Here is a 12,723-nt window from a genome sequence, read left to right as displayed (position 1 = left end):
TAAACTTTTGGTCCTGCTTTGAAGGCCATCGCGACACAAGGCCGCTCCTACAGCAAGCAGATATTGCGCGGTCGTTTGTAGGAGCGGCCTTGTGTCGCGAAAGGGGCGCAAAGCGCCCCCAGCAATCTTCAGTGTCAGTGCAACTTCAACCTAGGCTCGGTACCCCGGCCAATCTTGCTACCCAGCATCATCAACGCCGTACGGAAGAACCCGTACAACGCCATCTGGTGCATCCGGTACAGCGACACGTAGAACATCCGCGCCAGCCAGCCCTCCAGCTTCACGCTGCCCATCAGGTTACCCATCAGGTTGCCCACCGCCGAGAAGCGCGACAGCGACACCAGCGAGCCGTAGTCCTTGTACTCATAGGTCGGCAGCGCCTTGTTCTCCAGCCGCGCCTTCAAACTCTGCGCCAGCATCGAAGCCTGCTGGTGCGCCGCCTGGGCGCGTGGCGGCACGTTGCGGTCGCTACCCGGTTGCGGGCAGGCGGCGCAGTCACCGAAGGCAAAGATGTTGTCATCGCGCGTGGTTTGCAGGGTAGGGCGCACCACCAGCTGGTTGATGCGGTTGGTTTCCAGGCCATCGATGTCCTTGAGGAACGCCGGCGCACGGATACCAGCCGCCCACACTTTCAAACTGGCCTGGATCACTTCACCGTCTTTGGTTTTCAGGCCATCCTCGGTCACTTCACTGACGGCGGCATTGGTCATCACCTTCACCCCGAGCTTTTCCAGGGTCTTGTGCACCGGCACGCTGATGCGCTCTGGCAGCGCCGGCAGTACGCGCGGGCCGGCCTCGATAATGGTGATGTGCATGTCCTTGGGCTGGATGCGGTCCAGGCCATAGGCCGCCAGTTCGTGGGCCGCGTGATGCAGCTCGGCTGCCAGTTCCACACCGGTGGCACCGGCGCCGACAATGGCCACGCTGATCTTCTCGCTCGCCACGTCACCGGCATGGGCACGCAGGTAGTGGTTGAGCAACTGCTGGTGGAAACGCTCGGCCTGCTTGCGGGTGTCGAGGAACAGGCAGTGCTGCGCTGCGCCCAAGGTGCCGAAGTCGTTGGTGTTGGAACCCACGGCAATGACCAGGGTGTCGTAGCCCAAGGTGCGCGCAGGCAACAGCTCGCGGCCCTCTTCGTCGAGGGTGGCGGCCAGTTGAATCTGTTTGCCTTCACGGTCCAGGCCGCTCATGCGCCCCAGCTGGAAGTTGAAGTGGTTCCACTTGGCCTGGGCCACGTAGTTCAGTTCGTCTTCCGAGGAGTTCAGCGAGCCGGCGGCCACTTCGTGCAGCAGAGGCTTCCAGATGTGCGTGAGGTTGGCGTCGACCAGGGTGATCTCGGCCTGCTTGCGCTTGCCCAGGCTTTTACCCAGGCGGGTCGCCAGTTCCAGGCCGCCGGCGCCGCCGCCGACAATCACGATGCGATGAGTCATGGGGATATCTCATAAGGTTTACGGAATTCGTGGCCCCGGGGGCCGGCCGCAAACTGCACGAGGGGAGGGCGAGCGCGAAGCAGCTCATAGCACCAGTCCACTGAGCAGGCGGCTGATGAGACCCAACCCGATGGTCACGGCCACCACCAGCACAAGGAGCAGCCACGGCCGGAAGGGCCTGCGCTCGACTTGGTGCTGGGGGGCTCGCAGATACTCATCGACACGACGCTGATCTTCCGGATTCAGGCGGCTGGTCATGGTGGGGCCTCGTCAGGTAGACGTTTGGGACTGCGTAAACGCTACAGCGTTCACGCAAGCGCTTGAAACAAATGATAAGGCTTTCTATCTCTGGCGCCGAGTGTACGCCATCGCAAACACTCGCTGCAGTGGATCAAAGACTGATGCCCACGTCGAACACAATGCTGCGGCCCAGGTTGCCGCGCAGGAAGTCCGGCGCATCGGGGTGGGCGAACAGCACCCGGGCAAATGTCGGCCCGACCAGTGACAGCGAGCGCCAGCCCTGGCGCAGATATTCGGTGGGCGGCGGGAAATGGGTATTGAGGTCGAGCACTTCGCGCTTGAGGCTGGCGAAGGCAATGATATCCAGCTCGTTCAGTTCCAGCCCGCGTTCCCGGTAGTTGTGCGCCTTCTTGCGCAAGGTCGGCGCCAGCCGCCCCAGCAGCTCGGTGGCACTGATGCGCCGCGGGCGCGCTTCGCGGCGCACCAGTTGCGCCAGGGAAAACGCACTGCGCCGGCGCTGCAGTTCTTCGCGCCATTCATCGTTGAGCCGGCGGCCCTCGTCGAGCACGAAAAACACCTCGAACGCCGCGTCGCGGAACAGCACGTCTGGCGGTTCTTGCCCGGCCGGGGTGAAGTCCTCGCTGCGATAGGGGATGTTCAGCCCCTGCAACAGGCGTTGGCACACCCAACGCTCCCGCTCCCACTTGCGGGCGTTGGAGAGAAAGGCATTGGCTTGTTCCGCCTGGATGGTAAGCAGGCGCAGGTAGTCTGAGTCATCCATGCAGACAAGCTTAGCTGTTAATCGATGACGATAAGATGCTGTTTGTGCGCAGAAATCAGCCCAGTATTGGCCATTGCTGCACCACCCCAAGCAGGTGCACCAGGCCAAACCCCAGGCAGATCAGCGAACTGACCACGATGAAACGCCGCGAGCGCCCGGTACCCGCCAGCAATATCGGCCCCAGCAGGCCGCGCGCCAGGTACACCAAGGTGATCAGGCAGATGGCCGGCAGCAGCAAGGGCAACCGCCCGATGGCCCCGGCAGCTGACAGCGCATACCCCGACCAGGCCAGCAGCACGCAGGCGATGGCTGCGGTGATCAGCCCTGGGTACCAGCGGCCGTTTTCGGCGGCCACGGCCATGCGCTCGCCGGCCCCGAACAAACGGTACCAGCGCGGCCCGACGGCGATGATGACCAGGTGAAGTACGCCGATGATGGCGTTGAGCGCTGCTGCCAGCAGCAGGGCGAGGTTGATTCCTTCCGGCATGAGCAATGCTTCCTGCATTGAGTGAGGGTGCCAGCCTAGCGCAACCGAATGAAACGGAGAATGGGTGTAGACTCGGCTTTATCCACATGGCTGCAAGGGGCATTCGTCAGGTGATCAGCGCGCAGGTGTTGTCGGGCACCACCCTTACGCTTGGCTGGCTGGGATATGTGCCGTTGCTGATCTGGGCGGTCAGCCAGGTGCGCTGGGTTGAGCTGTTCACTGACCGGCGCCGCCAGCATCTGCTGTTTGGCACGGTGTTCTGCCTGTTTGCCTTGTGGTTGGTGCGGCGCGATTTCGATACCGGTGTGTCGTACCACTTCATAGGCATGACGGCGGTAACCCTGTTGCTGGACTGGCCACTGGCAGTGCTGGGCGGGTTCATGGCCCAGCTCGGTTTGCTGGTGCTGGGGCGTCAGGACCTGGCGGCGCTGGGGGTGAATGGCTTGTTGCTGGTTGGCCTGCCGGTGCTGATCGCCGAGGCGTGCGCGATAGGGGTCGAGCGCGCCCAGCCGCGGAACCTGTTTGTGTATATCTTCTGTTCAGGGTTCTTCCCGGCGGCACTGACCGTGCTGGCCTGCCTGTCGACCGCGCTGGGGCTGTTGTGGCTGGACGGGCGCTTCGCCATGCCGGAGTGGCTCAGCGATTTTGTCGGCTACCTGTGGCTGATGATGTTCCCCGAAGCGTTCATCAACGGCACGGTGATCAGCGCGCTGGTGGTGTTTTGCCCGGAGTGGCTGGAAACCTTCAACCGCACGCGGTATCTGCAGGCGCCGTGGAAGGAGGATGATCGATAACTAACCAGGCCACCGCAGCGGTGCGGTCCTTGCTTGTAGGAGCGGCCTTGTGTCGCGAAAGGGCTGCGGAGCAGCCCCGGCGAACTTTGGGTTAACGCTGAAATCGAGGGCCGCTTTGCGGCCCATCGCGACACAAGGCCGCTCCTACAGGTACCGCGCCAGTCTTGAAGCTTGTGGGGTTGCCTGTGGGAGCGGGCATGCCCGCGAAAAGGCCCGCACAGCCACTTGGCTATCGGATCAATGCCGCGGCTCCAAATCCCCCGAGTACAGCTCATCCTCGGACTCTTCCGCCCCCGGAATCTTGTGCTCCTCCGCCGCCCAGGCCCCCAGGTCGATCAGCTTGCAACGGTCCGAACAGAATGGCCGGAACGGGCTTTTCTCGTTCCATTCCACAGGTGCGCCACAGGTCGGGCAATCGACGGTCAACGGCTGGCTCATGGCTGGCCTCCTCGTAAAGTCAGGTAAAAGTGGTGCAGGCGGTCAATCTGCTCATGCAGCGCGGCCAGGTCGCCGTCATTGACCACCACATCATCGGCATGGCGCAGGCGCTCCTCGCGGGCCAGCTGGGCCTTGAGAATGGCCTGCACCTGCTCGGCGCTGGTGTTGTCACGCGCCAGGGTACGCGCCACCTGCAGCTCCTGCGGCGCATCGATCACCAGCACCCGTTGGGTTTTCTGGTGCTGGCCCGACTCGATCAGCAGCGGCGACACATACACCGCATACGGCGACTCCGCCTTGGCCAGGTAGCTGAAAATCTCCTGCCCGATCAGCGGGTGCAGCAATTGCTCCAGCCATTTGCGCTGCGCCGGGTCGGCGAATATCAGCTGGCGCAGTGCCGAACGATCGAGTTGGCCGTCCGCCTGCAGTACGCCGGCGCCAAAGCGCTCGACGATGCTGGCCAGGGCCGGGCGGCCAGGCTCGACCACCCAGCGCGCCGCCTGGTCGGCATCGACCAGGTGCACGCCAAGCTCGACGAAACGCTCGGCAGCGGCGCTCTTGCCGCTACCAATGCCGCCGGTAAGGCCGAGAATCCAGGGGGTAAAGGCCGCAGTGGTCATCAGAATCCAAGCAGGTTTGTGTATGAGGCGTATATTTCATCACCCCAGAGCACGGCAATCCACCCCGCAATCGCCAGATAGGGGCCAAACGGGATCGCCGTGCCCATGGCATGGCGGCGCAAGCGCAACAGGCACAGCCCAGCCAGCGCCCCGACCACTGACGACAACAGCAAGGTCAACGGCAACACCTGCCAGCCACCCCAGGCCCCGATCAGCGCCATCAGCTTGAAGTCGCCATAGCCCATGCCCTCCTTGCCGGTAACCAGCTTGAACACCCAGTACACCGTCCACAGGCTGAGGTACCCGGCCACCGCGCCCCACAGTGCGCTGGTCAGCGGAATGTAGAGGCCGAAGGCGTTGACGATCAGCCCCAGCCACAGCATCGGCAGCACCAGCGCATCCGGCAGCAACTGGTGCTCGGCATCGATCAGGCTCAGGGCCAGCAGGCACCAGGTCAGCGGCAGCGCCAGCAAGGCCTCGGGCGAAGCACCAAAGCGCCAGGCCACCACCAGCGACAGCAGCGCGCTGGCTAACTCCACCAATGGGTAGCGCGGGCTTATGCGGGTCTTGCAGGCTGAACAACGCCCGCGCAAGGCCAGGTAGCTGATGACCGGAATGTTCTCCCACGCGCGAATCCGATGCGCGCAATGCGGGCAGCGCGAGGCGGGTAGCCACAGGTCGAAACGCTCGTGCGGCGTGATCGGCAACTCCAGCATTTCCTGCGCCTCACGCTGCCATTGCCGCTCCAGCATGATCGGCAGGCGATACACCAGCACGTTGAGAAAACTGCCCACCAGTAGGCCGAGCACCGTGGCCAAGGTGAGAAAGTACGCCGGCTGCTCAGCCAGCAAAGTCCATAAAGTCATGTTCAGATCAAGCTACCCAACTGGAAGATCGGCAGGTACATCGCCACCACCAGGCCGCCCACCAGCAGGCCCAAGACCAGCACGATGGCCGGCTCCAGCAGGCTGGTCAACTGGTCCAGCGCCTGGCTGACCTGTTCCTCGTAATGGCTGGCGGCCTTTTCCAGCATCTGGTCCAGCGTGCCGCTGGATTCCCCGATGGCCGTCAGTTGCACCAGCAGCGGCGGAAACAGCGGCTCAGCGGCCATCGCCTGGTGCAGCCCCTGCCCATTGGCCATGCCCTGGCGCAGCCGCAACACCGCCTGCTCATGCAGGTCGCCGCCACTGACCCTGGCCACCGTGCCCAGTGCATCCAGCAACGGCACCCCGGCGGCGTAGGACGTTGCCAGGCTACGCGCAAACCGCGCCAGAGCCGCCTGCCCCAGCAGCGTGCCAAACACCGGCAAGCCCAGCACCCGGCGAGATATCCACAGGCGCGCTGGCGCGTGCTGCCGGTAGAGCTGGCGCATGGCAAAACCCAGCACCACGCCCATCACCAGCAACAGCGGCGCAAAGCGGCTCAGCCCTGTGGACAAGTCGATCACCCATTGGGTAAATGCCGGCAACGCCACGCCCATGCCAGAGAACATGCCCTCGAATTTCGGAATCACCTCCAGCAACAGGATCGCCGACACCCCCAACCCCGTCAGCAACAGCAGCAACGGGTAGATCATCGCCTTGCGCACCTTCTTGTGCAGCACCCGACGCTGCTCCAGCATGCCTGCCAGCTGTTCCAGCTGCCGGTCGAGCGTGCCGGACTGCTCACCGACGCGCACCAGGTTGCAGTACAGCGCATCGAACCACCCCGGGTGGCGCTGCAACGCATCCGCCAGCCCCAGGCCCGAGGCCACATCCTGTTTCAATCTATCCAGCAATGCCGCCTGCGCCGCATCACAGCCACTGCGCCCCATCACCTCGAACGCCTGCAGCAGCGGCACCCCGGCCTTGAGCAAGGTCGCCAACTGCCGGCTGAACCCCGACGGATCGGCCTTTGCCCGCCGTTTCGGCAAACTGAGCGTCAGCCCACCGGCAGGCCGCAAGCTGGCGACCTTGATACCCTGGCGGATCAGCCCGGCACGCACATAAGCCGGGCTGCGCCCGGACGTTTGCCCGCTGACCGGCGCGCCGTTGGCGTCGGTGCCGTGCCAGGTGTAGAGGAGTGTGGGTTGGGTCATGCAAGGTCCTTTTTCTGCCCGTGCGACAAGCCTGGAAACAGCTTGCCGCGCCCATGCAAGGGCGTGCTTCCGAGATGCTCACTAGAGTAGTTCAGCGAAGACGACGCCCGAGCGGGCAGGGGTGACAAAAGGTGTCTGTTCAGGCCTACTGCGCCGCTGCCAGCCGGGGTCGAGCCTGACCTCAACGAGTACGCGTATCAAAAAGGAAAACGTTCATGAAAGGGCAACGCGGTATCACCCTGATCGAACTGATGATCGTCGTCGCGATCATCGGCATTCTGGCGACCATCGCCTTACCGATGTACACCAACCACCAGTCACGCTCCAAGGCCGCGGCCGGGTTGCTGGAGATCAGCGCGCTGAAGACGGCGATGGACCTGCGGTTGAATGATGGGAAGGATGTGGCGGATGTGGCCGCGTTGGGTGGCCAGCCGGCGACGGCGCATTGTGCGATCACGGCTAGCGGCAAGGCGGCGGATGGCACTGGGAGCATCGTTTGCACGCTGGTGGATGCGCCGGCGACCGTGCTGGGCAAGGCACTGACCCTGACGCGTTCGGCTACCGGATGGGCGTGTACGACCAACATCGAGGAAGACCTGGCGCCGAAGGGGTGCAAGGCGCCTTGAGGGGGGGGCAATAAACTAGCGGAAACAGGGGTTTGCGTAACGGGTGCGAGCAGTGGTACGTTGCGCTACACGCCGGTGTAGCTCAGTCGGTAGAGCAGCGCACTCGTAACGCGAAGGTCGCAGGTTCGATTCCTGTCTCCGGCACCAGTTCAGGTTCCAGTGAAGGCTACCAAAATCTCTGGAACCCCCGTAAAACCCGCCTTCTGGCGGGTTTTTTCGTTATGGCGTTCCGTCGGATTCCGACAGCTGCCAGCCGATTTAGGGGTAACGTTTGGGATAAAGTCGATTCGATAAAGGGGTTTACCCTTATGGCTCGTACTACTGCTCCCCTGACCGACACCGCATGCCGCTCGGCCAAGCCTACTGACCGCCCCTACAAGCTTTTCGACGGTGACGGTCTTTACCTCCTCGTTTACCCCAATGGCCGCAAAGGCTGGCGCTTCCGGTATGTGAAACCGGATGGGCGAGAGGGGCTGACCTCGTTTGGCAACTACCCCGTCATCGGGCTCGCAGATGCTCGGCAGAAGCGTCTGGAGACTAAGCGGATGCTGGCTGAAGGCATTGATCCGATTGCGTCCAAGCAACAGGCCAAGGCCGAGGCGGTTGTCAGAGGCCACACATTCGAGCGCGTTGCCTTGGACTGGCATAAGGAAATGTCCGTGAAGTGGGCGCCTGGCCATGCGAGGACCGTGCTGAGTCGTTTGAAGACTCACGTTTTCCCGCTGCTCGGCGCACGCGCCGTCGTTGATCTGGATACCTTTGACCTCATGCAGCCGCTTGAGGCGATAAAGAAGCGCGGCACGATTGATGTGGCTTTGAGGGTACAAAACTACCTGCAGAGCATCATGCGTGAGGCGAAGAGGCTACGGCTGATCACGGTGAACCCGGCATATGACCTTGAGGGCTTCATCAGCGCGCCACGGGTTACGCATCGGCCAGCACTCCCGCTGTCACGCCTGCCTGAGTTGATGGACCGCATCGAGAACTACAAAGGGCGCACGCTCACTCGGCTGACAGTCATGCTGTCGCTGCATGTGTTCGTACGCTCCAGCGAAATGCGCTTCGCACGTTGGAGTGAGTTCGACCTGAAGCGCGGCATATGGGAGATACCGGATACGCGACCTGCGTTGGACGGCGTACCGTATTCGACCAGAGGAACGAAGATGGCGGGAGACATCCATCTTGTCCCTCTGTCACCGCAAGCGGTGGCGTTGCTCGAACAGATTCATGCGATCACGGGGTATTTCGATCTGGTGTTCACCAGTGACGCTCGCTCGTGGAAGCCTATGTCCGAGAACACGGTCAACAGCGCTTTGCGGAACATGGGCTACGACACCAAGACCGAAATCTGCGGGCATGGCTTCCGGTCCATGGCGTGCAGTGCCTTGGTCGAATCCGGGCTGTGGTCAGAGACGGCTATTGAGCGGCAGATGAGCCATAGGGAGCGCAACAACGTTCGGGCGGCGTATATCCACAAGGCCGAGTTTCTGGAGGAACGGCGAATGATCATGAGTTGGTGGAGCCGCTACCTCGAAGCGAATCGGCAGGAGCATATCTCGCCGCATGAGTTCGCGAATCAGACCGGGGCAAACGTATCGAGCCTTAGAGCAAGGCGTGGCGCAGTCGAGTGAGCGCACGGCTTTGAAAGTTCGGTGATCCGCTTTCCATGCGGGTCCATCCAAACAGGGCTGCAAAGCCGCCCTGTTTGGATGGACCTCACCAAAAATATCAAAAACACCAAATCGGCCACTGGAAACCACGGGATTCCGTACACGCCCCATGCCATTTTCAACCACAAAATCCTGCAGGCGAGTCGCTTGACCCCCTCGGATTGCGGGCGTAGAAAAGACAGTGCAAAGGCTGTCGTTGACAGCACCCCAGGTGACCCGAGCCTTCAAGGTCACGCCGCTCTCGCGGTGGTTCTCCCCAAGGGCGATTCGCATCCGGCAGCTCGCCCGGTCACTACCCATGTGATGGATGCTCTTACACCTATGGCGCTCGTGCGCCAGACACACCGTACCTCGCTGCCCTGCAGCAACCTATCCGCTTGACCGAATATTGCGCCAACCTGTGCCCGTCTCTTTCTTCTGGAAAGAGACGGGCACTTCTACCACTGCTGCAGCCCTGATCGCACAAGGCTTTGCGGCATTCCCCCTCGTGACAATCGGCGTGACAAACGCCGATGTCACCAGCAACAGCCATGTAGATGATGGTGCCGCAGACCAGGGAATGGACTGCACCTGATTGACAGTCAGGCATGCCCCGGTCATCGCAGTGCTGCTTGCACATGGCTCAGGATCTTCAGGCACTGGTCTCGTCAGCCAATGCTGCCTCCACCCGCCCACCGGTAACGGTGCTCAGGAGGCCAGATCATGAGATGCCCTTGCTCCCGGTCGTAAGGAGCCGCCAGTCCCGCGTAGTGGACACTCCCCACAGGTCGCAGGGGCCTTGATCCCTGATAACACTCAGCATTCTTGGCGGGATGACGTGGGGCGAGGATCAGAGAACAGGCGATGAGGTGATCGACATGGCATTGGTAGGTAGGCGGGATGGCCGCAATTTCGGATACGGCAGGCAATTGAGCTACGCAGGGCCGCAGGCGCTGAAAGACATGTTCGGCGGCGGCCACTACGGCACGGTCAGCCGTTTGGCCAGTGAGCAGTGTGGGAAGGTGATGGAGCGAAACGGCCAGGACCCTGTTGGTTAGGCAGGATCATTGATGAGCGGCGGGCCAGATATCACCATTGCGGCTGGCCCTCTGCTCAAGGCCGCCTGGTGGTTTATTACTGTCGGGTACGGTTATGGGGCTGCTGCGCAGCCCATCGCAGGCAAGCCAGCTCCTACAGGGACCGCGCTAGTCCCTCCAGCACGACGAAATGCTGGACTGCGAACACAACCTCCACCTGAGTTTTCGCAACACTGCCGGTATCCACCAGGCGATCCGGATCATCAGCCGTTTGGCCAGTGAGCAGTGTGGGAAGGTGATGGAGCGAAACGGGCAGGACCCTGTTAGTTAGGCAGGATCATTGATGAGCGCCGGGCCAGATATCACCCTTGCGGCTGGCCCTCTGATAAGGGCCTCCTGGTGGTGTATTCCTGTCGGGTAGGGTTATGGGGCTGCTGCGCAGCCCATCGCAGGCAAGCCAGCTCCTACAGGGACCGCGCTAGTCCCTCCAGCACGGCGAAATGCTGGAGTGCGAACACAACCTCCACCTGAGTTTTCGCAACACTGCCGGTATCCACCAGGCGACCCGGATCATCAGCCGTTTGGCCAGTGAGCAGTGTGGGAAGGTGATGGAGCGAAACGGGCAGGACCCTGTTAGTTAGGCAGGATCATTGATGAGCGGCGGGCCGGATATCACGCTTGCGGCTGGCCTTCTGCTAATGGCCTTCTGGTGGTGTATTCCTGTCGGGTAGGGTTATGGGGCTGCTGCGCAGCCCATCGCAGGCAAGCCAGCTCCTACAGGGACCGCGCTAGTCCCTCCAGCACGGCGAAATGCTGGAGTGCGAACACAACCTCCACCTGAGCTTTCGCAACACGGCCGGTATCCATCAGGCGATCCGGATCATCAGCCGTTTGGCCAGTGAGCGGTGTGGGAAGGTCATGGAGCGAAGCGGCCAGGCCCCTGAGCGTTAGGCAAGATCCCGTTGTTGCGTGTAATCGCCATGCCGTCGTCAGCCCCGCACCGAATCGGAGGCTGGCAGGCTGCTGTGAGGCGCTTTGGCACGCCTTGCCTGCTCGTCTTGACCAAGCAAGAAGAACGCCGCTCCAGCCGACAACACGGTGAATCCGATCAGCACCAGAACCAAGGTGCCGAAGCCGTCCAGATACGCAGCCTGCAGCAGCAACGGATCGACGCCCTGAACCTGGCCCAGGTCGCCCATCACCAGGCGCTGCGCCAGTTCGCTGTAATCGCCGGCAGGCAGTACGCGCCCAAGACTGTTACCTACCAACGCGGTGAGCAGGGCGATGGTGATCGCCAGGGCGACACCTTCGCCCGCTACCCGGGTGGTGTTGAAGATGCCGGCGGCCATGCCTGCCTGCTCTTTGGGGATCACGCTAACCGCCAGCCCGTCCATCAGGCCCCAAGGGAAACCGGTGCCGATACCAATCACCAGCATTGCCAGCACCAGTTGCTGGTAATCGCCAATAGCGGCATGGGCCAACAGGTACAACCCCGCAGCCGCCACCAGGAAGCCTGCAGCCGACAGCACGCCAGCACTTACCCAGCGGGTCAACCAGGCGGCCAGCAGCGGGACCACCAGCATCGGCGCCGACAGTGCCAGCATGATCAGGCCGCTTTGCATCGGGGCGATGCCTTCTACGCCGATCAAGCGAAACGGAAGCAGTACGATCAGCACGATGTAGCAATAACAGGTGCCGATCGGCAGAATCTGCACCCCGACAAAGCGCGGGTATTTCAGCAGGCTCAGCTCGAGCATCGGCTGCCTGGCGCGCAGCTCGATGGTCACGAACGCCAGCAAGCTCAGTGCCGCGCCGCCGAACAGGCCCAGGATCAGCGGGGAGCGCCAGCCGGCCTGCGGCCCCAGGATGATCGCAGTGGTAAACAGTGCGAGCATGCTCGAGAAGGCAAGCACACCGGGCAGGTCCAGCTTGGGCGCTTCGGGGTTGAAACTTTCGCGCATCCGTGACAACGCTGCCAGCAGCGAGATCGCAGCAAGGGCCGCGGTGCTGACGAAGATCGAGCGCCAGCCGAACTGTTCGATCAGCAGGCCGCTGACCATCGGCCCGAACGCCAGGCCCAGCCCGAACGTGGTGCCAAGCAGGCTGAACGCGCGCGTGCGGGCCTGGTCCTCGAACTCTTGGGCCAAGGCGGCGGAACCGCTGGCCAGGGCAGCGGCGGCGGCAACGCCCTGCACCGCCCGCAGGGCATCAAGCCAGACAATGCTGTAGACGCTCGCCAGCAGGATGCTGACGATGACGAACAGGGCCAGGCCCAGCGTGAACAGGCGCTTTCGCCCGTAAATGTCCGACAGGGTTCCGGCTGCCATCAGCAGGCTGCCGAAACTGAGCATGAAGGCGTTGGTGATCCAGGTAAGCGAGGACGGCTCGGCATCGAAGGCCTTGCCGATGGCAGGCGTGGCCACGGCGCCACCGGTGAAACTCAGCGGCAGCACCAGGGCGGCCAGGCAGATGGCTGCCAGAACATGGTAACGGCCCGCGTGCGGGGTGTGATCAGTAGCCTGATCCATTGCGCTATCCCTCCTG

General features: G+C 62.6%; 12 protein-coding genes, 1 tRNA gene and 1 pseudogene. 5 read left to right on the top strand and 9 right to left on the bottom strand.

All coding sequences use genetic code 11. The features are described 5' to 3' along the window. Positions 1-134: 134 nt before the first annotated feature. The 4 genes from ACLCGK_RS12065 to ACLCGK_RS12050 all read right to left on the bottom strand — a co-directional run bounded on the left by ACLCGK_RS12065 (position 135) and on the right by ACLCGK_RS12050 (position 2,938). Positions 135-1,430: an NAD(P)/FAD-dependent oxidoreductase gene (locus tag ACLCGK_RS12065; RefSeq protein WP_003260618.1), complete on the bottom strand. Its 1,296-nt coding sequence runs from the start codon at positions 1,428-1,430 to the stop codon at positions 135-137. Between the two features lie 84 nt (positions 1,431-1,514). Beyond that, positions 1,515-1,688, bottom strand: coding sequence for a DUF3094 family protein (locus ACLCGK_RS12060; RefSeq protein WP_013970765.1), 174 nt, complete (start codon positions 1,686-1,688; stop codon positions 1,515-1,517). A 133-nt stretch (positions 1,689-1,821) separates the two neighbouring features. Next, positions 1,822-2,451: a DUF1780 domain-containing protein gene (locus ACLCGK_RS12055; RefSeq protein WP_013970766.1), complete on the bottom strand. Its 630-nt coding sequence runs from the start codon at positions 2,449-2,451 to the stop codon at positions 1,822-1,824. A gap of 55 nt (positions 2,452-2,506) precedes the next feature. Further along, on the bottom strand, positions 2,507-2,938 hold the full coding sequence (locus tag ACLCGK_RS12050) for a hypothetical protein (protein WP_015268860.1): 432 nt from the start codon (positions 2,936-2,938) through the stop codon (positions 2,507-2,509). 86 nt (positions 2,939-3,024) lie between these two features. Here ACLCGK_RS12050 and ACLCGK_RS12045 point away from each other — a divergent pair, with 86 nt between their 5' ends. Beyond that, positions 3,025-3,732, top strand: a complete 708-nt coding sequence (locus tag ACLCGK_RS12045) for an energy-coupling factor ABC transporter permease (RefSeq protein WP_043935298.1) — start codon at positions 3,025-3,027, stop codon at positions 3,730-3,732. 237 nt (positions 3,733-3,969) lie between these two features. Here the strand turns inward: ACLCGK_RS12045 and yacG are convergent, their stop codons facing one another. Genes yacG through ACLCGK_RS12025 form a run of 4 tightly spaced genes read right to left on the bottom strand, consistent with a single transcriptional unit; the run spans position 3,970 to position 6,867 of the window. After that, complete coding sequence (gene yacG, locus ACLCGK_RS12040; RefSeq protein ID WP_003260624.1) at positions 3,970-4,170, bottom strand: DNA gyrase inhibitor YacG; 201 nt, start codon at positions 4,168-4,170, stop codon at positions 3,970-3,972. Next, the gene (gene coaE / locus ACLCGK_RS12035; RefSeq protein ID WP_023660627.1) at positions 4,167-4,790 is read right to left on the bottom strand and encodes a dephospho-CoA kinase; all 624 of its coding nucleotides are present in this window, start codon (positions 4,788-4,790) and stop codon (positions 4,167-4,169) included. The genes yacG and coaE overlap by 4 nt, the downstream gene beginning before the upstream one ends. Beyond that, the gene (locus tag ACLCGK_RS12030; RefSeq protein ID WP_410952068.1) at positions 4,790-5,656 is read right to left on the bottom strand and encodes a prepilin peptidase; all 867 of its coding nucleotides are present in this window, start codon (positions 5,654-5,656) and stop codon (positions 4,790-4,792) included. The genes coaE and ACLCGK_RS12030 overlap by 1 nt, the downstream gene beginning before the upstream one ends. Before the next feature lie 2 nt (positions 5,657-5,658). Further along, on the bottom strand, positions 5,659-6,867 hold the full coding sequence (locus tag ACLCGK_RS12025) for a type II secretion system F family protein (protein ID WP_410952067.1): 1,209 nt from the start codon (positions 6,865-6,867) through the stop codon (positions 5,659-5,661). 215 nt (positions 6,868-7,082) lie between these two features. On the opposite strand from ACLCGK_RS12025, the gene ACLCGK_RS12020 reads away from it, so the two are divergent. From ACLCGK_RS12020 to ACLCGK_RS12005, 4 genes and pseudogenes are all read left to right on the top strand, one after another. Beyond that, positions 7,083-7,493, top strand: a complete 411-nt coding sequence (locus ACLCGK_RS12020) for a pilin (RefSeq protein ID WP_075043667.1) — start codon at positions 7,083-7,085, stop codon at positions 7,491-7,493. A gap of 71 nt (positions 7,494-7,564) precedes the next feature. Then, positions 7,565-7,640 (top strand) — tRNA-Thr (locus ACLCGK_RS12015). A gap of 161 nt (positions 7,641-7,801) precedes the next feature. Continuing rightward, a complete protein-coding gene (locus ACLCGK_RS12010; protein WP_410952066.1) occupies positions 7,802-9,124 on the top strand; it encodes a tyrosine-type recombinase/integrase in 1,323 nt (440 codons plus the stop codon). A gap of 896 nt (positions 9,125-10,020) precedes the next feature. After that, positions 10,021-10,134, top strand: a pseudogene (locus ACLCGK_RS12005) (integrase); the annotation flags it as partial. 1,034 nt (positions 10,135-11,168) lie between these two features. Here the strand turns inward: ACLCGK_RS12005 and ACLCGK_RS12000 are convergent. Further along, complete coding sequence (locus ACLCGK_RS12000; protein ID WP_410952065.1) at positions 11,169-12,707, bottom strand: MFS transporter; 1,539 nt, start codon at positions 12,705-12,707, stop codon at positions 11,169-11,171. Positions 12,708-12,723: the final 16 nt, after the last annotated feature.

Source organism: Pseudomonas sp. S1(2024) (assembly GCF_046557535.1).
This window is presented reverse-complemented; position numbering and strand designations above follow the sequence as displayed.

Coding starts and splice junctions, on each gene's coding strand:
- ACLCGK_RS12065 (WP_003260618.1), bottom strand. CDS start 1,430: ATGACTCATCGCATCGTGATTGTCGGCGGCGGCGCCGGCGGCCTGGAA.
- ACLCGK_RS12060 (WP_013970765.1), bottom strand. CDS start 1,688: ATGACCAGCCGCCTGAATCCGGAAGATCAGCGTCGTGTCGATGAGTAT.
- ACLCGK_RS12055 (WP_013970766.1), bottom strand. CDS start 2,451: ATGGATGACTCAGACTACCTGCGCCTGCTTACCATCCAGGCGGAACAA.
- ACLCGK_RS12050 (WP_015268860.1), bottom strand. CDS start 2,938: ATGCCGGAAGGAATCAACCTCGCCCTGCTGCTGGCAGCAGCGCTCAAC.
- ACLCGK_RS12045 (WP_043935298.1), top strand. CDS start 3,025: ATGGCTGCAAGGGGCATTCGTCAGGTGATCAGCGCGCAGGTGTTGTCG.
- yacG (WP_003260624.1), bottom strand. CDS start 4,170: ATGAGCCAGCCGTTGACCGTCGATTGCCCGACCTGTGGCGCACCTGTG.
- coaE (WP_023660627.1), bottom strand. CDS start 4,790: ATGACCACTGCGGCCTTTACCCCCTGGATTCTCGGCCTTACCGGCGGC.
- ACLCGK_RS12030 (WP_410952068.1), bottom strand. CDS start 5,656: ATGACTTTATGGACTTTGCTGGCTGAGCAGCCGGCGTACTTTCTCACC.
- ACLCGK_RS12025 (WP_410952067.1), bottom strand. CDS start 6,867: ATGACCCAACCCACACTCCTCTACACCTGGCACGGCACCGACGCCAAC.
- ACLCGK_RS12020 (WP_075043667.1), top strand. CDS start 7,083: ATGAAAGGGCAACGCGGTATCACCCTGATCGAACTGATGATCGTCGTC.
- ACLCGK_RS12010 (WP_410952066.1), top strand. CDS start 7,802: ATGGCTCGTACTACTGCTCCCCTGACCGACACCGCATGCCGCTCGGCC.
- ACLCGK_RS12000 (WP_410952065.1), bottom strand. CDS start 12,707: ATGGATCAGGCTACTGATCACACCCCGCACGCGGGCCGTTACCATGTT.